The sequence below is a fragment of the Pseudomonas iridis genome (assembly GCF_017980685.1).
GTDB classification, from domain to species: domain Bacteria; phylum Pseudomonadota; class Gammaproteobacteria; order Pseudomonadales; family Pseudomonadaceae; genus Aquipseudomonas; species Aquipseudomonas iridis.
In genome coordinates this window covers 193563-214201 of sequence record NZ_JACXXO010000008.1, presented here as the reverse complement: position 1 = coordinate 214201, position 20639 = coordinate 193563, and the positions used below count along the sequence as shown (strand labels likewise).

Genomic DNA, 20639 nt, shown 5'->3' with positions numbered 1-20639 from the left:
GCTGGCAAGCCAGCTCCCACAAGGTTCTGTGGCGTACGCAAAATCTGTGGGAGCTGGCTTGCCAGCGATCGCGTTCTGACAGACACCACAGAATCCAATGGTTGTTCCCGGAGAACAGACATGACTGACACGCCAATGTCCCCTACAGAATTCGAAGCAGCCCTGCGCGCCAAGGGCGCGTATTACCACATCTACCATCCGTACCATGTGGCGATGTACGAAGGCCGCGCCACCCGCGAGCAAATTCAGGGCTGGGTCGCCAACCGCTTCTACTATCAGGTGAACATCCCCCTGAAAGATGCGGCGATCCTCGCCAATTGCCCGGATCGCGAAATCCGCCGCGAGTGGATTCAGCGCCTGCTCGATCACGACGGCGCTCCTGGTGAAGACGGCGGTATCGAAGCCTGGCTGCGGCTCGGCCAGGCAGTCGGCCTCGACCCTGATCAACTGCGTTCGCAGGAACTGGTGTTGCCTGGCGTGCGTTTCGCCGTCGATGCCTACGTTAACTTCGCCCGCCGCGCCAGTTGGCAGGAAGCCGCCAGCAGCTCATTGACCGAACTGTTCGCGCCGCAGATTCACCAATCCCGTCTGGACAGTTGGCCGCAGCATTACCCCTGGATCGACCCGACCGGTTACGAGTACTTCCGCACCCGCCTCGGTCAGGCACGGCGCGATGTCGAGCACGGCTTGGCGATCACACTGGAACACTACAAGACGCGCGAAGGCCAGGAGCGCATGCTGGAAATTCTCCAGTTCAAACTGGACATTCTTTGGAGCATGCTCGATGCCATGAGCATGGCCTACGAACTGAACCGCCCGCCGTATCACAGCGTGACTGAGCAACGCGTCTGGCATAAAGGAATCACCTTATGAGTTTCGATCGCAGCAAGACCCCGATCTGGCGTCCCGGCTACCGTTTTCAGTATGAACCGGCGCAAAAAGGCCACGTGCTGCTGTACCCCGAAGGCATGATCAAACTTAATGAGACGGCCGCGCTGATCGGTGGTTTGATTGACGGTGAACGGAATGTCGCGGCGATCATCGCTAAGCTCGACGAGCAGTTCCCCGGCGTGCCCGAGCTCGGTGACGACATCGAGCAATTCATGGAGGTTGCCCGTGCGCAACACTGGATCACCCTTGACTGATCTGCCGCCCAAGCCCGAGGTCGGCCTGCCGCTGTGGCTGCTCGCCGAGCTGACGTATCGCTGCCCGCTGCAATGCCCGTACTGCTCCAATCCCCTGGATTTTGCCGAACAGGGAAAAGAGCTGAGTACCGAACAGTGGATCAAGGTGTTCCGCGAAGCACGGGAGATGGGCGCGGCTCAGTTGGGCTTTTCCGGCGGAGAACCGCTGGTGCGCCAGGACCTCGCCGAGCTGATAGCTGAAGCGCGCAAATTGGGGTTTTACACCAACCTGATCACCTCCGGCATCGGCTTGACCGAGCAGAAAATCAGCGACTTCAAGAAGGCCGGCCTCGACCACATCCAGATCAGTTTCCAGGCCAGCGACGAGCAAGTGAACAACCTGCTCGCCGGCTCGAAAAAAGCCTTTGCGCAGAAACTGGAGATGGCCCGTGCAGTGAAGGCCCACGGCTATCCGATGGTGCTGAACTTCGTCACTCATCGGCACAACATCGACAAGATCGACCGCATCATCGAGCTGTGCATCGCGCTGGAAGCCGACTTCGTCGAGCTCGCCACTTGCCAGTTCTACGGTTGGGCGCAGCTCAATCGTGTCGGTCTGTTGCCGACCAAAGAGCAGTTGGTCCGCGCCGAACGCATCACCAACGAATATCGCGCCAAGCTGGAAGCCGAAGGGCATCCATGCAAGCTGATTTTCGTCACCCCGGACTACTATGAAGAACGCCCGAAAGCCTGCATGAACGGCTGGGGCAGTATTTTTCTGACAGTCACACCGGACGGCACCGCCCTGCCTTGTCATGGCGCCCGACAGATGCCGGTACAATTTCCCAATGTGCGCGACCACAGCATGCAGCACATCTGGTACGACTCGTTCGGCTTCAACCGCTTTCGCGGTTACGACTGGATGCCAGAGCCGTGCCGCTCCTGCGACGAAAAGGAAAAGGATTTCGGCGGCTGCCGCTGCCAGGCATTCATGCTGACCGGTGATGCGAGCAATGCAGATCCGGTGTGCAGCAAATCCGAACATCACGGTGTGATCCTTGCGGCCCGCGAAGAAGCCGAGCACGCCACCCAAACCATCGAACAACTGGCCTTCCGCAATGAACGAAACTCGCGCCTCATCGCTAAAGGCTGAGCCTTTCAGCGCCTCCCAAGCCGTCGCTGCCGGAATGGATTTTGCCGAACTGCAACTCGGTGCCAACGGTTTGTTCTGGAACGAATATCGCCCGGAAGATGCCGCGTGCCGAATCTGGCACTGGCGCGACGGCGTGGCGAAATGTCTGACACCCACGGGTTTCAGCGTGCGCAGTCGGGTGTACGAATATGGCGGTGGAGCGTTTTATCTGACGCCTGACGGTGTGGTTTTCGTTAATGAGGCGGACCAGCAGCTTTACCGGCAAACGCTGGATGGCTCGCCCGAGGCGCTGACATCAGGCGAGTGCCGCTATGGCGATGTGAATTTCGCCGACGGGCAGATTTTGGCAGTCGAGGAAAATGGCGACCAGCATCGACTGGTCGCCATCGCTCTGGCCGATGGTACGCGCCGTCTGCTGGCCGAAGGCGCGGACTTTTATGCCGCACCGGTTATCAGCCCGGATGGCGCAAGGCTGGCGTGGATCGAGTGGAGCCGTCCGCATCAACCATGGACGTCAACCCGGTTGATGGTGGCTGAGCGTTCCGGACAAGGTTTTTCAGCGCCCCGCTGCGTGGCGGGCGATGCCATTGAAGAGTCGATTCAACAGCCGCGTTTCGACGCGAAAGGACAGCTTTACTGTCTGACCGACCGCGCAGGCTTTTGGCAGCCTTATGTCGAATCAGTGGATGGATTCGAGCCATTGCCCAGCGTGCAAGCGGATCACGCGCCAGCGCCGTGGCAAATGGGCGGCTGCACCTGGCTGCCACTGGCTGACGGCTATCTGGCCAGTTGGAGTGAGAGCGGTTTCGGTCGCCTCGCATTGAATGGTGATGACCTTACCGGCGATTACAGCCGATTCCGGCATCTGGCACTGGATGAGCGATTCATCTATTGCATCGCAGCCTCGCCGATCAGCCCTTCGGCGGTGATCGCCATTGATCGCGCATCCCATGAAGTAACAGTGCTGGCCGGCGGCGTTGCGCCGCTGGCTGCCGAACGCATCAGCCGCCCACAAACCCTGCGCTACCCAAGCGGTTCGGGCGAGGCTCACGGGTTCTTTTATCCGGCGATGAGTGGTGAAACAAAGCCGCCTCTGGTGGTGTTCATCCATGGCGGCCCGACCTCAGCCTGCTACCCGATGCTCGATCCGCGCATCCAGTACTGGACGCAACGCGGCTTCGCGGTCGCCGACCTCAACTATCGCGGCAGCAGCGGATATGGCCGGGAATATCGGCAGGCGTTGCATTTGAGTTGGGGTGACGTCGATGTCAAGGACGCCTGCGCCGTGGTCGACTATCTCGCCAGACAAGGCCTGATCGACGGTGAACGCGCGTTCATTCGTGGCGGCAGCGCTGGCGGCTACACGACGCTGTGCGCTCTGGCCTTTCATCAAGTGTTCCGCGCCGGCGCCAGCCTCTACGGGGTCAGCGATCCGGTCGCCCTTGCCCGAGCGACGCATAAGTTCGAAGGCGATTATCTGGACTGGCTGATCGGCGATCCCGAACAGGACGCCGAACGCTACGCGGCCCGCACACCCTTGCTGCACGCGAGCAATATCCGCGTGCCGGTGGTTTTCTTTCAGGGTGAACTGGACGCCGTCGTCGTCCCGCAGCAAACCCGCGATATGGTCACAGCGCTGGAGCAGAACGGCATTCCGGTCGAGGCGCACTACTACGCCGACGAACGCCACGGCTTTCGCCGAGCGGTGAATCAGGCGCATGCGTTGGAGCGCGAGTGGACGTTTTATCGGCGGGTGATGGGATTGGCGGACTGAAATTCACCTCCACCACTCGGATCCGGGTCGCCCCAATCGCTGGCGAGCCTGCCCCACAGGTGTTCTGGTGTACACGCAAGGTGTGAACAACCAAGACCAATGTGGGAGCGGGCTGCCCGCGATAGCGATCTACCTGGCGCCGCAGAACTCAGCGCTTGGCGATGATGTAAACCGCGTGCACGATCCCCGGAATGTAACCGCACAACGTCAGCAGAATGTTCAACCAGAACGCCCCGCCAAATCCGACCTGCAGAAACACACCCAGTGGCGGCAACAGAATGGCGATGATGATACGAATGAAATCCATGGGTCAGCTCCTGATTGGGGGTTGGCTCACCTGAGCCATACACGCTAATGACCCGTGCCGCTCGTCAGGGTTCAGTGCTTCCGCCATTTGTTCGCCACTATCGCACGCAAAAAAACGCCCCACACCAAAAGAATCAGGCGTGGGGCGTGCGTTATACCGCGAGACGGTTCTTGAATTCGGGCAGGAAGCTTCGGCTCAGACAGCAATCCCTTTGCGGCATTGCAGTTGAGCGGTGCGCACTCGAGAGAAGGCCCGGGCCAGGCGCAGGAGCATTTCGTCAATGTTGGCATTGCTGACCGTAAGTGCCGGGGTGAAGCGCAGGCAATCGGCTTGTGGGGCGTTGAGTATCAGGCCTTCATGCAACGCTGCTTTGACTACGGCATCTGCTGAATCATCCGACAGGGTCAGCCCCCAGAACAGCCCTTGGCCGCGCAGATCGCCGTGATCGTAACGATGCGCCAGCCGTGCGAGGCCTTCGCGAAGATGCTGACCGTTGTCCCGGACCTGCTGAAGGAAGGCGCGATCCTGAACGCTGTCGAGCACCACCAGCCCTGCCGCGGTCATGAGTGCATTGCCATGGTGCGTGCCGCCCAGCTCGCCCGTGTCAAAACAGCACGCTTTGCCACGCGCCAGCAGCGCCGCCAATGGCACGCCACCGCCCAAGCCTTTGCCGAGCACGACAATGTCGGCGCGCACGCCGTAGGACTGTTCGGCAAGCAAGGTGCCGCAACGGCCGATGCCGGTCTGTACTTCGTCGAGGATCAGCAGAATCCCCAGTTCGCGGCACAGGCGTTCGACACCTTTGAGGTAGCGATCGGCCGCAGGGACAACCCCGGCATCGCTCTGGATCGGCTCAAGCAGGATCGCCACGGTTTGCGCGTCGACGGCGTCATGCAGCGCCGGAAGATCGTTGAAGGGCACCAGATCGAAACCCGGCAGCAGCGGTGCAAAGCGATTGTGCAGGTTGCAACTGTCTGACGCCGAGATCGTCGCCAGGCTACGGCCGTGACAGCCCTGCCTTGCCACAATGATTCGCGAGGCGCCGCCACGATGCAGTTGACCCCACTTGCGTGCCAGTTTGATCGCCGCTTCGCAGGCTTCGCTGCCGCTGTTGAGCAGGTACGCCTGATCGCTGGAGGTGCTGGCACACAGCCGTTCGGCGAGGCTGAGCATGCCGCGGTTGTGCAGATTGAACCCGGGGTTGATCAACGCCTGGGCCTGACCGGCGATGGCTTTGACTAACGCTGAAGGACTGTGGCCAAGGCTGTTGGCGCCGCCGGCCTGGGAGAAGTCGAGGTAGGCGCGATCGTTGCTGTCCCACAGCCACGACCCCTGACCCCGAACGAAAACCTGCTGCGGCCGTTCAACGCTCGGCATCAGGCGATCGCTATTCAGGCTGTCATCCGCATCGGAATGCTCGGCATCAAAGAAAAGATCATCGAGGCTTGGCGCAAGGCGCCGCAGATTGAACAGATTCATTGGAAAAAACCTCGTCCGAGGTTTTTTGAACTGCCTATGCAAACACTGTCGCAGCAAAAGCTATTCATCGCGCGCTCTGGCCCTGTAAGCCTTGTGATTGCGGTTAGACTAGGCGCACTGACGGCCTCGGGCCATTTCGATTTATCAGCATTTTCGATAAGCATTACTTATGGATTTCAAACAACTGCGTTATTTCGTCGCGGTCTACGAGGAAGGTCATGTCGGACGGGCTGCCGAACGCCTGTCGATCTCCCAACCCGCGCTGTCACAGCAGATTCGCCAGCTCGAGCAAAATCTCGACGTCACCCTGTTCGAACGCAGCAGTAAACGCCTGCTGCCGACCCTCGCCGCGCACACGTTGTACAACCACGCGCTGCCATTGCTCGACGGGCTGCAACGCGCACGCGAAGCGCTCGGCAACTTCAAGGGCCAGGCTCTGCGCACCCTGGCGATTGGCGTGCTGCAAACCGTCCATACCAGTCTGGTGCCGCAAATGCTTGAGCGAGTGCGCAAGGCGCAACCGCATCTGGTGGTGCAAATTTATGAATTGACCGGGCTGGAGATCGAACGGCGTTTGCTTAACGGCTCGCTGGACATCGGCATCAGCTATCTGCCGCCACGTCAGCCAGGGTTGCATGGCGTGATGCTGTACGAAGATGAACTGACACTGGTCATCCCGGCGGACCATCCGTTGCGTGAATTCAAGAAGGTTTCGATTCGCCAGGCGGCCGAATTGCCAATGCTGTTACTGGGCGAGGAGTTTCAGATCCGCCAGATCTGGCAGGCGCAATTGACCAGCCTTGGCCGTCGCCCACAAGTGCAGGCCGAGTTGAACAATATGCTGGGGATTCTCGACAGTCTGCCGCACACCAAACTGGCGACGGTGCTGCCCGGACACTCGCAAAAAGAGTACGACGATGAAGATCTGCTGTGGAAACCGCTGAGCGAGCCACGGGTGCCGTTGAAAGTCGGGCTGGTGTGTCGCGACGTGCAACGTCAGCAAGCTTCGCTGGCACTGCTGCAGACATTGCTGGAAGAGGTCATGGGCCGCGATGAAAAAGCGCGCAAAAGCCCGCCGCCACTGGATTCCCTGACCTGAAAACTTTTCTTCAGGCAAAAGAAAACCCCGCCGAAGCGGGGCTTTGCAGACTGTTTCCCTGACATCCATTTCACTCCGCCACCCTGGCAGAATCCTACGTGTCCGTGTTGTTGCTTTGCGCTTCCTGCGCGACGTCCATGAAATGTAGATTAGCCGTGGATCCAATCTACGCATATGGGAGAACAGCAGCACGTCATGTAAGCGATTGCTTACATGACGCTATCGGGGTCAGAACTGCGCTGCATCCAGCAGGTACAGCGACTCGCTACCGGCCTTGACCGACGCGCTCAACGAATGAATACGCGGTAGCAGACGGGCGAAGTAGAAGCGCGCGGTGCCGAGTTTGCTGGCATAGAAATCCTCCTGCGCTTCTTTGCCCAACGCGGCTTTGGCCATCAATGCCCACATGTAGGCGTAGGCCACGTAACCAAACGCCTGCAGATATTCGACCGAAGCCGCGCCGATTTCGTGCGGATTGCTTTTCGCCCGATCCAGCACCCACGAAGTCAGCTCGTCGAGCGTTGTGACGGCGTCGTTCAGCGGCTTGGTGAATTCGCCGAGATCCGCACTGGCAGTCGCGGTGAAGTGGCGGATTTCGTCAGCGAACAGTTGATAGAACGCGCCGCCACTGCCGACGATCTTGCGACCCACCAGGTCCAGCGCCTGAATGCCGTTGGTGCCTTCGTAGATCTGGGTGATGCGCACGTCACGTACCAGTTGCTCCTGGCCCCACTCGCGGATGTAACCGTGGCCGCCGAAAATCTGCTGGCCGTGCACGGTGGTTTCCAGACCCAGATCGGTGAGGAACGCCTTGGCAACCGGCGTCAGCAACGCCACCAGGTCTTCCGCACGCTTGCGCGTCGTCGCATCTTCGCTGAACTTGGCGGTGTCGAGTTGCATCGCCACGTAAGTGGAGAATGCGCGACCACCTTCGTTCGACGCTTTCATGGTCAGCAGCATGCGACGCACGTCCGGGTGGACGATGATCGGGTCAGCGACCTTGTCTTTGTTTTGCGCGCCCGTCGGCGAGCGGCTTTGCAGGCGGTCGCGAGCGTATTCGACGGCGTTCTGGTAGGAGCGCTCGCCAGTGGCAAGGCCCTGGATGCCGACGCCCAGACGCTCGTAGTTCATCATGGTGAACATCGCCGCCAGGCCTTTGTTCGGCTCACCGACCAGATAACCCACCGCTTCGTCGAAGTTCATCACGCACGTCGCGGACGCCTGGATGCCCATCTTGTGTTCGATCGAACCACAGTTGGCCGGGTTGCGCGCGCCCAGGCTGCCATCTGCGTTGACCATGAACTTCGGCACGAGGAACAGCGAGATGCCTTTCGGACCCGCCGGTGCGTCCGGCAGTTTGGCCAGCACCAGATGAATGATGTTTTCGGTGAGATCGTGTTCACCACCGGTGATAAAGATCTTGGTGCCGCTGACCTTGTAGGAACCGTCGGCCTGAGGTTCGGCTTTGGTGCGGATGATGCCCAGGTCGGTGCCGGCGTGCGGCTCGGTCAGGCACATAGAACCGGCCCAGACGCCTGCGTACATGTTCGGCAGGTAGGCGGCTTTCAGCTCTTCGCTGGCGTGGGCGTTGATCGACAGGCACGCGCCGGCAGTGAGCATCGGGTACAGACCGAAGGACAGGCTCGCGGAGTTGACCATTTCTTCGACCTGCGCCGACACGGCTTTGGGCATGCCCATGCCGCCATATTGCGGATCGCCACCAACGCCAACCCAACCGCCTTCGGCGTAAGTCTGATAAGCCTGTGGGAAACCGGCCGGCGTGGTGACGGCACCGTCTGCCCAGTGACAACCTTCTTCATCAGCGGCACGGCTCAGCGGCGCGATGCTTTTGCTGGTGACCTTGCCGGCCTCTTCGAGAATCGCTTCAACAGTCTCGGCGTCGACGGTCTCGGCCAGCGCCGGCAGTTGCGCCCAGAGTTTGGCGACCTCGAACACTTCATTGAGGACGAAGCGCATATCGCGCAGCGGCGCTTTGTAGTCAGCCATGGCAAACCTCGCAAGATCTAAACAGGTGATTCGTGGGAATGTATTCTCGTTGAGCCGGAGTGTACATCAACAACTTTTGCGACACATAGGGTCAACCGGTGACTGATTTGTTATTTTTAGTCACCAGAAAAATATCGCGGCCTTCGCCAGCCCCCACAGGTAAAAAGCGATCCCGTGCAGGAGCTGCCGAAGGCTGCGATCTTTTGATCTACCTTAAAGCGCAAACATTTCGGCCGGCAGCTTCATCAAACAATCACTGCCCGCCTCAATCGCCGCACGATGCGCCGCCGTGCGTGGTAGCAACCGCTTGAAGTAAAACTCGCAAGTGGCCAATTTACCCCGAAGATAATCCGCCTCCCCCTCGCCCGCATCCAGTTGCGCTTGCGCCACCAGCGCCATGCGCAGCCACAGATAGCCGAGGATGATGTAACCGCTGTACATCAGATAGTCCACCGACGCAGCACCAACCTCGTCCGGATTCTTCATCGCCGCCATGCCGACCTTCATGGTCAGATCGCCCCACTGCTGGTTGAGCTCATTGAGCTGCGTGACAAAGCTCCCCAGCTGCGGATGCCCCTCGTTCGCCGCGCAGAACTTATGGACGATTTTGGTAAAGCCGCGCAGCAGCTTGCCCTGACTGCCGAGCACCTTGCGCCCAAGCAGATCGAGGGCCTGAATGCCGTTGGTGCCTTCGTAGATCGGCGCAATGCGGCAATCGCGCACCAACTGCTCCATGCCCCACTCGCGAATGAAACCGTGACCACCAAAAATCTGCATACCGAGATTGGTCACTTCCAGCCCGGAGTCGGTCATGAACGCTTTGCAGATCGGCGTGAGGAACGCCAGCAGGTCTTCGGCTTCCTGACGCGCCTCGGCATCGCTGCCTAGATGGGCGACATCGAGCAGTTGCGCGGTGAAGTAAGTCAGCGCGCGGTTGCCTTCGTTGAAGGCTTTCATGGTCAGCAGCATGCGCCGCACGTCCGGGTGGACGATGATCGGGTCGGCCGGTTTGTCCGGGGCTTTGGCGCCGGTCAGCGAACGCATCTGCAGGCGGTCGTTGGCGTATTTGATGGCGCCCTGGAAACTCGCTTCGCCCAGACACAAGCCCTGCATTCCAGTGCCGAGCCGCGCGTGGTTCATCATGGTGAACATGCAGTTCAGGCCCTTGTTCGGTTCGCCGATCAAGAAGCCTTTGGCGCTATCGAAGTTCAGCACGCAAGTGGCCGAGGCCTTGATGCCCATCTTGTGTTCGATCGAGCCACAGGAAACGCCATTGCGCTCGCCCGCCTCGCCCGACGCATCCGGAAGGAATTTCGGCACGATGAACAACGAGATGCCCTTTGTTCCCGCGGGCGCATCCGGCAACTTGGCCAACACCAGATGGATGATGTTTTCGCTCATGTCGTGCTCACCGGCAGAGATGAAAATCTTGCTGCCCGTGACCGTGTAACTGCCGTCGGCCTGAGGCACGGCGCGGGTTTTGATGATGCCCAGATCGGTGCCGCAGTGGGCTTCGGTCAGGCACATGGTGCCGGTCCACTGGCCGGCGGTGAGTTTGCTCAGGTAAGTGTCTTTCTGATCGGTGGTGCCGTGGGCATGGATTGCCGACATCGCGCCGTGAGTCAGGCCCGGGTACATGCCCCAGGACGTGTTGCTGGAGCCGACCATTTCGCTGATCACCAGCCCCAGGGAGCTCGGTAGGCCTTGGCCGCCATACACCGGATCTGCCGCCAGACCATGCCAGCCGCCCTCGACATATTGTGCGAAGGCTTGCTTGAAGCCTGTAGGCGTTGTCACCACCCCGTTGTCGAAATGGCAGCCCTCTTCGTCACCGCTGCGATTGAGCGGTGCCAGAACGTTCTCGCAGAACTTCGCGCCTTCTTCGAGGATCGCGCTGATCATGTCCGGGCTGGCGTCGTGGGCGCCAAAGGCTGCGTAGTTGGTGTGGAAGTCGAAGACGTGATCGATCAGAAAACGCATGTCGCGCAGCGGGGCTTTGTACTCGGGCATGATGGCTTCTCCGTCAGCAGGTTTCCTTGAAACTACTGCCGGCCACCACGCGCCACAATCACTGTCCAGACGCTGAATGCGCCGTCATCACTCAACCCGCAGCGGTGTCCATGCGCACCGCGCCACGGCGGTTCTGGCCGAACGCGACCACGCAGTTGCGCCCCGCACCCTTGGCACTGTAAAGCGCCTCGTCCGCGGATTTTAGAACTTGCTCGGGGTTGCGCTGCTCCACCCGCTCAGCGACGCCGATACTCACCGTCACCGAAACGCTGGAAGCACCGGAACCGGCGCGACGCTGGCGACCTTGCTGATCGTCGTGCGGGCGGTTTTCCTGATTGCGCAACTGGATGCTGTAGGACGCAATCGACTCGCGAATGACTTCAAGGTGCGGCATGCACTCCTCAAGGGTTTTGCCTGCGAACACCAGGGCAAATTCCTCACCGCCATAGCGATATGCCCTACCGCCTCCGCTGATTTTGGACAGCTTGCTGGCGACCAGTCGCAGCACCTGGTCACCGACATCGTGGCCGTGGGTGTCGTTGAATTTCTTGAAGTGATCAACGTCGCTCATTGCCAGCACATAGTTGCGCCCCAGGCGCTGCATGCGTTCGTTGAGCGCACGGCGACCCGGCAAACCGGTGAGTTCGTCGCGAAAGGCCATTTGATAAGCCTCGTGCGCCACGGCGGCAGCAATCATCAACATCACCTGGCTGCACATGATGTTCAGGGTAAACGGCAGGATGAAGGTTTTCGGCAGCATCCAGAACACCCCGAGCAAACCGACCAGTTGCGCCGCATGCAGTGGACGCGGGTTGCGCCAGTATTGCCAGGCCAGCAGCAGGAATGCCGAAATGAACACCGGATACGACAACTGGATCAGGCTCATCCACACGCCGTGCAGCGCCGGCCAGCGAATTTCCGAAAGCCACATCAGCAACGCCTGTGGGTAACTTTGCTCAAGCCCCAGTGCCACGCTGCCGAAGGCGAGCAAGACGGCGAACCGCGCCACCATGTCCTGAAACAGGTGCGTGCGCTCCTGCCACGCAGCAAACAGACCGAACAACAAGGGCAGTAACAGGCAGACGAGATGGAAGACCACAGCGGCGTCTTCGCGCACTTTGCCGTTGTCGCGGTAAAAGTCGGTCTGGGTGTCGAGCAAAAAGTAGGCGATGTACACCGTGAGCATCAGAAACAGTTCGCGCTGGCGTCGGTAAACCGCGCAGTAAGCGCCGCCCAGCAGCAGGACCAGAGTCGGCAACACGTTGAACAGGGAAGTGAAGAACACGCTGAGGTCTTTGACATACGCAGCCGCCAACCCCGCGAGCAACAACAGCAGAGAAGGCAGGAAATGGCTGAAACGTACAGTAGAAGAACGTGGCAAGGGTAAAGCTCCGACCCGTCATGGCAAAGAGATGGCATTGTGCCTGCAATGTGGCCAGTTAAGCACACAGAATGTGATCCAGATCACATGCAGTCTCTTTAACGGCCGCAAATACTGTTTTCTGAGCCGTCGACCAAGGTTTTTTGCCCCCTGGAGATGAAATCTCCTTCATGGCCATCATGCTTGATGGCCACGTCGGGAATTTCTTTCAGAAATACCCACAGCCGGGGAATATTCGCGCATAAAAAAACCGCTGCCCCCGAGGGAGCAGCGGTTTTTCAACAGACCGCGTTAAGGCTTAGTAGCCCAGTGCGAAGTCTTCTTCTTTCATGTCCATCAGGTTGTTGGCGCCCGACAGCATGGTGGCCACGTGGGTACGGGTACGCGGCAGGATGCGCTGGAAGTAGAAGCGCGCAGTTTGCAGCTTGGCGGTATAGAACGCCGCGTCGCCCGTGCCTTCTGCCAGCTTCTCGGCAGCCAGACGCGCCATGTCGGCCCAGAAGTAGGCCAGGCAGGCATAACCGGAGTACATCAGGTAATCCACGGAGGCCGCGCCGACTTCTTCGCGATCTTTCATGGCGGCCATACCGACCTTCATGGTCAGCTCGCCCCATTCCTTGTTCAGTGCAGCCAGCGGCGTGACGAACTCTTGAACCGCTTCGTTGCCTTCGTTGGTCTGGCAGAACTTGTGGACGATCTTGGTGAAGCTTTTCAGAGCCTCGCCTTGCGTCATCAGCACTTTGCGGCCCAGCAGGTCGAGTGCCTGGATACCGGTGGTGCCTTCGTACAGCATCGAAATGCGGCTGTCGCGAACGTTCTGCTCCATGCCCCACTCGGCGATGAAGCCGTGGCCGCCGTAGATCTGCACGCCGTGGTTGGCGGATTCGAAACCGACTTCGGTCATGAACGCTTTGGCGATTGGCGTCATGAAGGCCAGCAGTGCGTCGGCTTTCTTCTTCTCTTCTTCGTCTACACCGTATTTGACGATGTCGACCTGTTTGGCAGTGAAGTACACCATCGCGCGGTTGCCTTCGGCGAATGCCTTCATGGTCAACAGCATGCGGCGTACGTCAGGGTGCACGATGATCGGGTCAGCAGCTTTTTCCGGCGCTTTCGGGCCAGTCAGGGAGCGCATTTGCAGGCGATCGCGAGCGTATTTCAGTCCACCCTGGAAACCGATTTCGGCGTGGGCCAGACCTTGCAGCGCGGTCCCCAGACGAGCGGTGTTCATAAAGGTGAACATGCAGTTCAGGCCTTTGTTCGCCGGGCCGATCAGGAAACCGGTGGCGCCGTCGAAGTTCATCACGCAAGTGGCGTTGCCGTGGATGCCCATCTTGTGTTCAAGCGAACCGCAAGTCACAGCGTTGCGTGCACCGACGGTGCCATCAGCATTGGGCATGAACTTTGGAACGATGAACAGGGAGATGCCTTTGGTGCCAGCAGGCGCATCCGGCAGGCGGGCCAGTACGATGTGGACGATGTTGTCGGCCATGTCGTGTTCACCGGCCGAGATGAAGATCTTGGTGCCGGAAACTTTGTACGAACCGTCGGCCTGAGGTTCGGCCTTGGTGCGCAGCATGCCCAGGTCGGTGCCGCAGTGCGGCTCGGTCAGGCACATGGTGCCGGTCCATTCGCCCGAAACCAGTTTGGTCAGGTAAGCACTTTGCTGCTCAGGGGTGCCGTGCTCGGAGATGGTGTTCATCGCGCCGTGCGACAGGCCTGGGTACATGCCCCACGACCAGTTGGCTTCGCCAACCATTTCGCTGACGGCCAGCCCCAGCGACTCAGGCAGACCCTGACCACCGTGCTCGACGTCGTGCGCCAGGCTTGGCCAGCCGCCTTCGACGAATTGCTTGTAAGCCTCTTTGAAGCCAGTCGGGGTTTTAACGCCGGACTCGCTCCAGGTGCAACCTTCGGTGTCGCCCACGCGGTTCAGCGGCGCCAGTACCTGCTCACAAAACTTGGCGCCTTCTTCGAGAATGGCATCAACCATGTCCGGAGTTGCGTCTGCGCAAGCCGGAAGGCTCTGATAGTGCGCTTCGTAGCCGAGCAGTTCGTCACGAACGAAGCGAATATCACGCAAGGGGGCCTTGTAGTCAGGCATAGCGATAAACCTCTGCTGATGTAACCGGGAATGAACGACCGTGTTGATTTGTTGTGACGGTCAAACAGTTGTTTGAAACATACGTTTACGCCGAAATCTTGTCAAGCGTCGATCATTTGCCGTTCGTCTTCATGTCTTCCAAATGCCGGACACAGCAAACCGCCATCGACTCGATCGAGTCATGGACGATAAAAAGAAGATTAGTTGAGCGAGAAGGACTTAAAACGAAAAACGCCGCGACAATGCGCGGCGTTCAGCGTGCTGGAAGCTATGAAAATCAGGCGAATGTATCGATGATCGTACCGAGCACTTCATCGGATGCCTTGACGACTTTCACGCCCAGCTCAGCTTGGTATTTGCCTTGAGACATCTCGACGATGTTGCTCGCCAGATCAGACTGCTGCGCACGATCCAGACCACGCAGGCGATCGACCTGTACTTCGGAAGACTGGCTGGTGACCGAACGCTCGATGGTGTTGTTGGCGATCTGGCTGGCCGCCTGATCGACGCGATTCTGCCCGGTCTGAATCGAGCTCAAACCCGCATAAAAAGCTGTGTTACCGGAGATTTCCATAACTGGTCTCATCCTTGGGAAGGATCAATAGTCGCCATTGAACCAGAGGCGCCAGAAAAACACCCGTCAAAAACACTAATGGCACAGTGCCTGCCCATAGGCAAAACCTTAGTCGAGCAAGTCCAACTGCAAATGCTCAGCCACCGCTTCGGCGCTCAACGCCTTGAGCTTGGGCACTCGCCCAAGACACGGCGCGGGAATCCGCTCGGCGAGTGTCGCCAGATTCTCCTCCAGCCGCGAAGTCTTCGGATCGATGATATTCGCCACCCACCCCGCCAGTTGCAGGCCATCTCGGGCGATCGCCTCAGCCGTCAGCAACGCATGGCTGATGCAACCCAGCCGCACACCCACCACCAGAATCACCGGCAGCTTCAACGCCATCGCCAAATCCGAGAGATTGTCCTGATCCGCCAACGGCACCCGCCAGCCACCCGCGCCCTCTATCAGGGTGAAATCGGCATTCATCGCCAGAATCTCGCGCATCGGTGTCAGCAGCGATTGCACCGTCAGCGCAACACCGGCCTCGCGAGCCGCCAGATGCGGAGCAATAGCCGGCTCGAACGCTATCGGATTGACCTGTTGATAACTCAGCGGCAACGAACATTCGGCCAGTAAGGCCAAGGCATCCGAGTTGCGCAAACCCTTGGGCGTGACTTCGCACCCGGAGGCAATCGGCTTACCCGCCGCGGTGCTCAACCCTGCCGAACGCGCCGCATGCAGCAATCCGGCGGCGACCGTTGTCTTGCCAACGTCGGTGTCAGTTCCGGTGATGAAATAGGCTGCGCTCATACGGGTTTCTCCAACACGGCGTAGACCACCTGATAAGTCGCCGGCAACCCCGACGCCTGACGGAACTGCTCGTAAGCCTCGACCAGACCAAGAATCCGCGCCCGCCCGGTCAATCCACCCGGGCGACCAGGATTCAGATTGTGCGCCCCCAGAGCCTTCAGCTCATGGGTCAAACTGCGCACATCCGGGTAATGCAGCACATGCGCCTGATTCTCCAGACTCACCGTGCGCAGGCCACTGGCCGCACACAACTGTTCATATCGCGCGAACTCGCGGAAGCGATTCACATGCACCAGACCATCGACCTGACGCCAGCTATCGCGCAACTCAAACAATGTCCCTACACAAAGACTAGCAAACGCGAAAACTCCGCCGGGTTTCAGCACTCGCAACGCTTCACTTAGAACCGCATCAAAATTCCCACACCACTGCACCGCAAGGCTGGAGAAGATCAGATCGCAGGTTGAATCGCGCAACGGCAGACGTTCCGCATCTCCGGCGATGAAGTGCTCGGCGCCACCCAACGGACGCGCGTGATCAAGCATGCCCTCGGCAATGTCCAGCGCCAGCCCTTGGCCATGGGCAAAACGCCCGGCCAATGCACGACTGAAATACCCGGTGCCGCAGCCCAGATCGAGCCAGCGCGACGGCACGAAATCCGCAGGCAAGCGCTGCAGCAACTGTGTACCGACATCACGTTGCAACTCGGCGACACTGTCGTAGCTGGCCGCCGCGCGGGAGAAAGAGGCCGCGACCTGACGCTTGTCAGGCAAGCCGCCGGGCAGCGCCACATGGGACAAATCAGTCATCACCGCACTCATGTAAAAAAGCCTGGATCGCACCCGCCACTCCATGGGGGTCTTCCAGAAGAAACGCATGACTGGCCTGTTCGATCAGACCAATTTCAATATCCGGCAACAAGGCGAACAATTCGCCCGCCGCCTCTGCCGGCACCAATCCGTCCTGCCCGGCGAACAGATGCAACTGCGGGCCACGAAACGCCTGCAACGCTTCGCGCGTATCCAGTTGCGCGAGCAATTCCAGTCCGGCCATCAGTGCCGCCGACGAAGTGTTCGGTGCGCCGCCTAGCATCAGCCGCGACAAGCCGCGGGGGTCTTGCGCGCCTTGAGCACACAGCAGCGAGAAACGTTTGAGGGTCAGCCGTGGGTCAGCAGCGCAACCGGCAAGAAACGCATCGAAGGTCTCGCCGGGCATCGCGCTCGGCCATTGTTCATGCGCAACAAAGGAAGGATTGCTCGCCAGTGTCAGCAAGCCGCAACACCTGTCGCCCCGACGCGCCGCCAGTTCGGACGCGAGCATTCCGCCGAGCGACCAGCCGCCGAGCCACACGTCTTGAGGAATGCGCTCATCGAGGTCATCGAGCCAGTCTTGCAGGTCGCAGGAGTCGAGTTCCGGCAACGGCTCGACCTCGACATGCAGATGTTCGTCGAGCCCTTGGAGCGCAGCGGCCAAAGGCTCCATCGGCGAAACACCGAGGCCCCAGCCGGGCAGCAGAATCAGGCGATCACGCATGACTTGGCTCCGACGACAGTTGCGCAAAGCAATCAGCCAGTCCTTCTAACAATAGCTGCACCTGCGCCTCGCTGTGGGCGGCGGTCAGGGTCACGCGCAGTCTTGCGCTGCCAGCGGGCACGGTCGGCGGACGGATCGCGGTGACCATCAAGCCGCGTTCGCGCAACATCTGCGACAGGCGCACCGCGCGGCCGGCATCGCCGATCATGATTGGCTGGATCGGGGTGAAGCTGTCCATCAACTCCAGGCCGATCTGTTCGGCACCGCGACGGAACTGGCGGATCAGCGTCTGCAAATGCTCTCGACGCCAGTGTTCACTGCGCAGCAGTTCGAGACTTTTCAACGTCGCACAGGCCAGCGCCGGCGGTTGACTGGTGGTGTAGATATACGGACGCGCGAACTGGATCAGGCTTTCGATCAACTCTTCGCTGCCGGCGACGAACGCGCCCGCCGTGCCGAAGGCTTTGCCGAGCGTGCCGACCAGCACCGGGACGTCGTCCTGACTCAAGCCGAAATGCTCGACAATACCGCCGCCATTAGCGCCCAACGGGCCGAAACCATGGGCATCGTCGACCATCAGCCACGCACCTTTGGACTTGGCCTCACGCGCCAGTGCCGGCAGATCGGCAAGGTCGCCGTCCATGCTGAACACGCCATCGGTGACCACCAGCGTATTGCCGGTGGCTTTCTCCAGCCGCTTGGCCAGACTCACCGCGTCGTTATGCAGATAACGATTGAAGCGTGCGCCGGACAACAGCCCCGCATCCAGCAACGAGGCGTGATTGAGCCGGTCTTCCAGCACCGTATCGCCCTGCCCGACCAGCGCGGTGACCGCACCGAGATTGGCCATGTAGCCGGTGGTAAACAGCAGCGCGCGCGGCCGACCAGTGAGATCAGCCAGTGCTTCTTCCAGTGCGTGATGCGGGCCGCTGTGGCCGATCACCAGATGCGACGCCCCGCCGCCTACGCCCCAACGCTTGGCACCGGCGCGCCAGGCTTCGATCACCTGCGGGTGATTGGCCAAGCCCAGATAGTCGTTGTTACAGAACGCCAGCAATGGCTGGCCGTCGACCACCACCTCCGGCCCTTGCGGGCTTTCCAGCAGCGGTCGCTGGCGGTAGAGATTTTCGGCACGTCGGGCAGCAAGGCGTGCGGCGAGATCGAAAGACATGCAGGCCTCGATTTTCAAATAGACAGATCCCCTGTGGGAGCGAGCCTGCTCGCGAAAGCGTCAGTCCAGTCGACATCACTGTTGAATATTCGACCGCATTCGCGAGCAGGCTCGCTCCCACAGGGGTTTGCATTCCTTCAGAGGAGTTTGCGCAAGTCTTTACACCGCGGCGTTGTAGAACTGCTCGCTACTCTTCTGCTCCACCAACGCCTGTTCGATCGCGGCCTGATGCACTTCGTCGGAGTGCTCTTCGCGGGCTTCCGGCGCAATGCCCAGACGCGCAAACAGTTGCATGTCCTTGTCCGCTTGCGGGTTGGCAGTGGTCAGCAACTTGTCGCCGTAGAAAATCGAGTTGGCGCCCGCAAAGAACGCCAGGGCCTGCATCTGCTCATTCATCGCTTCACGCCCGGCCGACAGCCGCACGTGGGATTGCGGCATCAGGATGCGCGCCACGGCGAGCATGCGGATGAAGTCGAACGGATCGATGTCCTCGGCGTTTTCCAGTGGCGTGCCGGCGACTTTCACCAGCATGTTGATCGGTACCGACTCCGGATGCTCCGGCAGGTTGGCCAACTGGATCAGCAGATTGGCGCGGTCATCCAGCGACTCGCCCATGCCCAGAATGCCGCCGGAACAGATTTTCATCCCCGACTCACGCACGTAGGCCAGCGTTTGCAGGCGCTCGCTGTACGTGCGGGTGGTGATGATGCTGCCGTAGAACTCAGGCGAGGTGTCGAGGTTGTGGTTGTAGTAATCGAGCCCGGCCTTGGCCAGCGCTTCGGTCTGATCCTGATCGAGACGACCGAGGGTCATGCAGGTTTCCAGGCCCATGGCCTTGACGCCTTCGACCATTTTCAACACGTAGGGCATGTCCTTGGCCGACGGATGCTTCCACGCCGCCCCCATGCAGAAACGCGTCGAGCCGATGGCTTTGGCGCGGGCAGCCTCTTCGAGGACTTTCTGCACTTCCATCAGCTTTTCTTTTTCCAGGCCGGTGTTGTAGTGACCGGACTGCGGACAATATTTGCAATCTTCCGGGCAGGCGCCGGTCTTGATCGACAGCAGCGTGGAGACTTGAACGCGGTTGGCGTTGAAATGCGCGCGGTGCACCGTCTGCGCCTGGAACAGCAAGTCGTTGAATGGCTGTACGAAGAGGGCTCTGACTTCGGCCAATGACCAGTCGTGACGCAGGGTGGCAGTGGTGCTCGCGCTCATGGGTATTTCCTTGGTTATGCTTGGCTGGCGGCTGCGGGAACGGAATACCCACAGGCGCTACACGGATGTTCGGCATATTTAAGGAAGTGTCATGCACTGTCAACCACGATACAAAGATCAGGTTTACATCTGTTTAAAAAACGTACAAAGCTGCTTATTGTGCGATGAGCCAGCAGAAGCAGAAATGCCAATCTGCGTCGCCTGCGAAGCCGAGATGCCATGGCTGGGCGCGCACTGCCAGACCTGCGCATTGCCGCTGCCCGAGGCCGGCCTGACCTGCGACGGGTGCCTGCTAGAGCCTCCGGCGTACGAACAGGTCGCCGTGCCATGGCGCTACGACTTCCCGGTGGACAGTTTGATTACCCGCTTTAAACACAACGCGAAATGGCCGTTTGGTCATCTGCTCGCCGACGTTCTCAGCCAATACCTGCAACATCGCTTCGATGAAGACTTGCCGCGCCCCGATGCGTTGTTGCCGGTGCCATTGGCCGCTAAACGGCTGCGTCAACGCGGATTCAACCAGGCAGCGATGTTGGCGCGCTGGTTGAGCAAGCAACTGGATTTGCCCTGCGAGGAGAATGTTGTGCACAGGATTCAAGACACCAGCGCCCAGCAGGATCTTGATGCCAAGGCGCGCAAGCGCAACCTGCGTAATGCCTTTGCCCTGACGTCAGATGCGAACGTAAAAGGTCGGCATCTGGCGTTGGTTGATGATGTTTTGACCACCGGCGCCACGGCCCAGGCCCTTGCACGATTGTTAATGAATGCAGGAGCGGCAAGGGTCGACGTGTATTGCCTGGCGCGCACGCCAAAACCCGGCTCCTGAGGTCAGCGCAATCCCCTGTAGGAGCTGCGGTACGCTGCGATCTTTTGATCCTGATCTTTAAAATCAAAAGATCGCAGCGTGCCGCAGCTCCTA

18 protein-coding genes are annotated in these 20639 nt (G+C 59.8%); 6 read left to right on the top strand and 12 right to left on the bottom strand.

The window, feature by feature from the left end; translation table 11 throughout:
• Positions 1 to 120 precede the first annotated feature (120 nt).
• Genes pqqC through IEQ42_RS15620 form a run of 4 tightly spaced genes read left to right on the top strand, consistent with a single transcriptional unit; the run spans position 121 to position 4051 of the window.
• Positions 121 to 873 (top strand): pyrroloquinoline-quinone synthase PqqC, encoded by a 753-nt coding sequence (gene pqqC, locus IEQ42_RS15635; RefSeq protein WP_042561405.1) that lies wholly within the window; start codon positions 121 to 123, stop codon positions 871 to 873.
• Entirely contained in the window at positions 870 to 1145 is a 276-nt protein-coding gene (gene pqqD, locus IEQ42_RS15630) for a pyrroloquinoline quinone biosynthesis peptide chaperone PqqD (protein WP_210704111.1), read from the top strand. Before pqqC ends, pqqD begins: the two co-directional genes overlap by 4 nt.
• Positions 1117 to 2277: a pyrroloquinoline quinone biosynthesis protein PqqE gene (gene pqqE, locus IEQ42_RS15625; RefSeq protein ID WP_210704110.1), complete on the top strand. Its 1161-nt coding sequence runs from the start codon at positions 1117 to 1119 to the stop codon at positions 2275 to 2277. The genes pqqD and pqqE overlap by 29 nt, the downstream gene beginning before the upstream one ends.
• Positions 2243 to 4051, top strand: a complete 1809-nt coding sequence (locus tag IEQ42_RS15620) for a S9 family peptidase (RefSeq protein WP_210704109.1) — start codon at positions 2243 to 2245, stop codon at positions 4049 to 4051. Before pqqE ends, IEQ42_RS15620 begins: the two co-directional genes overlap by 35 nt.
• A 148-nt stretch (positions 4052 to 4199) precedes the next feature.
• On the opposite strand, the gene IEQ42_RS15615 is transcribed toward IEQ42_RS15620, so the two are convergent.
• Together IEQ42_RS15615 and IEQ42_RS15610 are read right to left on the bottom strand one after the other, a co-directional pair.
• Positions 4200 to 4358: a YqaE/Pmp3 family membrane protein gene (locus IEQ42_RS15615; protein ID WP_003228885.1), complete on the bottom strand. Its 159-nt coding sequence runs from the start codon at positions 4356 to 4358 to the stop codon at positions 4200 to 4202.
• Between the two features lie 195 nt (positions 4359 to 4553).
• Positions 4554 to 5837 carry an aspartate aminotransferase family protein gene (locus IEQ42_RS15610; protein ID WP_210704108.1) on the bottom strand — a complete coding sequence of 428 codons (1284 nt, stop codon included), beginning with the start codon at positions 5835 to 5837 and terminating at the stop codon, positions 4554 to 4556.
• 169 nt (positions 5838 to 6006) lie between these two features.
• On the opposite strand from IEQ42_RS15610, the gene IEQ42_RS15605 reads away from it, so the two are divergent.
• The gene (locus tag IEQ42_RS15605; protein ID WP_210704107.1) at positions 6007 to 6936 is read left to right on the top strand and encodes a LysR family transcriptional regulator; all 930 of its coding nucleotides are present in this window, start codon (positions 6007 to 6009) and stop codon (positions 6934 to 6936) included.
• Between the two features lie 228 nt (positions 6937 to 7164).
• Here IEQ42_RS15605 and IEQ42_RS15600 read toward each other — a convergent pair whose 3' ends face one another.
• The 10 genes from IEQ42_RS15600 to bioB all read right to left on the bottom strand — a co-directional run bounded on the left by IEQ42_RS15600 (position 7165) and on the right by bioB (position 19720).
• Positions 7165 to 8943, bottom strand: coding sequence for an acyl-CoA dehydrogenase C-terminal domain-containing protein (locus tag IEQ42_RS15600; protein WP_042561411.1), 1779 nt, complete (start codon positions 8941 to 8943; stop codon positions 7165 to 7167).
• Positions 8944 to 9156: 213 nt separating this feature from the next.
• Positions 9157 to 10953, bottom strand: coding sequence for an acyl-CoA dehydrogenase C-terminal domain-containing protein (locus tag IEQ42_RS15595; protein ID WP_210704106.1), 1797 nt, complete (start codon positions 10951 to 10953; stop codon positions 9157 to 9159).
• A gap of 91 nt (positions 10954 to 11044) precedes the next feature.
• Positions 11045 to 12334 (bottom strand): GGDEF domain-containing protein, encoded by a 1290-nt coding sequence (locus IEQ42_RS15590; RefSeq protein ID WP_210704105.1) that lies wholly within the window; start codon positions 12332 to 12334, stop codon positions 11045 to 11047.
• A 298-nt stretch (positions 12335 to 12632) separates the two neighbouring features.
• Positions 12633 to 14438 (bottom strand): acyl-CoA dehydrogenase C-terminal domain-containing protein, encoded by a 1806-nt coding sequence (locus IEQ42_RS15585; RefSeq protein WP_210623020.1) that lies wholly within the window; start codon positions 14436 to 14438, stop codon positions 12633 to 12635.
• 277 nt (positions 14439 to 14715) lie between these two features.
• Positions 14716 to 15012, bottom strand: coding sequence for a hypothetical protein (locus IEQ42_RS15580; protein ID WP_047303795.1), 297 nt, complete (start codon positions 15010 to 15012; stop codon positions 14716 to 14718).
• Between the two features lie 108 nt (positions 15013 to 15120).
• Complete coding sequence (bioD, locus tag IEQ42_RS15575) at positions 15121 to 15801, bottom strand: dethiobiotin synthase (protein WP_210704104.1); 681 nt, start codon at positions 15799 to 15801, stop codon at positions 15121 to 15123.
• Positions 15798 to 16610 carry a malonyl-ACP O-methyltransferase BioC gene (gene bioC / locus IEQ42_RS15570; RefSeq protein WP_210704103.1) on the bottom strand — a complete coding sequence of 271 codons (813 nt, stop codon included), beginning with the start codon at positions 16608 to 16610 and terminating at the stop codon, positions 15798 to 15800. The genes bioD and bioC overlap by 4 nt, the downstream gene beginning before the upstream one ends.
• Complete coding sequence (locus IEQ42_RS15565) at positions 16603 to 17334, bottom strand: alpha/beta fold hydrolase (RefSeq protein ID WP_200616540.1); 732 nt, start codon at positions 17332 to 17334, stop codon at positions 16603 to 16605. Before IEQ42_RS15565 ends, bioC begins: the two co-directional genes overlap by 8 nt.
• On the bottom strand, positions 17327 to 18505 hold the full coding sequence (bioF, locus tag IEQ42_RS15560) for an 8-amino-7-oxononanoate synthase (protein ID WP_210704102.1): 1179 nt from the start codon (positions 18503 to 18505) through the stop codon (positions 17327 to 17329). Before bioF ends, IEQ42_RS15565 begins: the two co-directional genes overlap by 8 nt.
• A gap of 159 nt (positions 18506 to 18664) precedes the next feature.
• A complete protein-coding gene (gene bioB, locus IEQ42_RS15555; protein ID WP_042561420.1) occupies positions 18665 to 19720 on the bottom strand; it encodes a biotin synthase BioB in 1056 nt (351 codons plus the stop codon).
• 91 nt (positions 19721 to 19811) lie between these two features.
• Between bioB and IEQ42_RS15550 the strand changes: the two genes are divergently transcribed.
• The gene (locus IEQ42_RS15550; protein ID WP_210704101.1) at positions 19812 to 20546 is read left to right on the top strand and encodes a ComF family protein; all 735 of its coding nucleotides are present in this window, start codon (positions 19812 to 19814) and stop codon (positions 20544 to 20546) included.
• The last annotated feature ends 93 nt before the right edge of the window (positions 20547 to 20639 follow it).

Coding starts and splice junctions, on each gene's coding strand:
- IEQ42_RS15565 (WP_200616540.1), bottom strand. CDS start 17,334: ATGCGTGATCGCCTGATTCTGCTGCCCGGCTGGGGCCTCGGTGTTTCG.
- IEQ42_RS15595 (WP_210704106.1), bottom strand. CDS start 10,953: ATGCCCGAGTACAAAGCCCCGCTGCGCGACATGCGTTTTCTGATCGAT.
- pqqD (WP_210704111.1), top strand. CDS start 870: ATGAGTTTCGATCGCAGCAAGACCCCGATCTGGCGTCCCGGCTACCGT.
- IEQ42_RS15580 (WP_047303795.1), bottom strand. CDS start 15,012: ATGGAAATCTCCGGTAACACAGCTTTTTATGCGGGTTTGAGCTCGATT.
- IEQ42_RS15620 (WP_210704109.1), top strand. CDS start 2,243: ATGAACGAAACTCGCGCCTCATCGCTAAAGGCTGAGCCTTTCAGCGCC.
- IEQ42_RS15585 (WP_210623020.1), bottom strand. CDS start 14,438: ATGCCTGACTACAAGGCCCCCTTGCGTGATATTCGCTTCGTTCGTGAC.
- bioD (WP_210704104.1), bottom strand. CDS start 15,801: ATGAGCGCAGCCTATTTCATCACCGGAACTGACACCGACGTTGGCAAG.
- bioB (WP_042561420.1), bottom strand. CDS start 19,720: ATGAGCGCGAGCACCACTGCCACCCTGCGTCACGACTGGTCATTGGCC.
- bioF (WP_210704102.1), bottom strand. CDS start 18,505: ATGTCTTTCGATCTCGCCGCACGCCTTGCTGCCCGACGTGCCGAAAAT.
- IEQ42_RS15610 (WP_210704108.1), bottom strand. CDS start 5,837: ATGAATCTGTTCAATCTGCGGCGCCTTGCGCCAAGCCTCGATGATCTT.
- IEQ42_RS15600 (WP_042561411.1), bottom strand. CDS start 8,943: ATGGCTGACTACAAAGCGCCGCTGCGCGATATGCGCTTCGTCCTCAAT.
- IEQ42_RS15615 (WP_003228885.1), bottom strand. CDS start 4,358: ATGGATTTCATTCGTATCATCATCGCCATTCTGTTGCCGCCACTGGGT.
- IEQ42_RS15550 (WP_210704101.1), top strand. CDS start 19,812: ATGCACTGTCAACCACGATACAAAGATCAGGTTTACATCTGTTTAAAA.
- IEQ42_RS15605 (WP_210704107.1), top strand. CDS start 6,007: ATGGATTTCAAACAACTGCGTTATTTCGTCGCGGTCTACGAGGAAGGT.
- pqqC (WP_042561405.1), top strand. CDS start 121: ATGACTGACACGCCAATGTCCCCTACAGAATTCGAAGCAGCCCTGCGC.
- bioC (WP_210704103.1), bottom strand. CDS start 16,610: ATGACTGATTTGTCCCATGTGGCGCTGCCCGGCGGCTTGCCTGACAAG.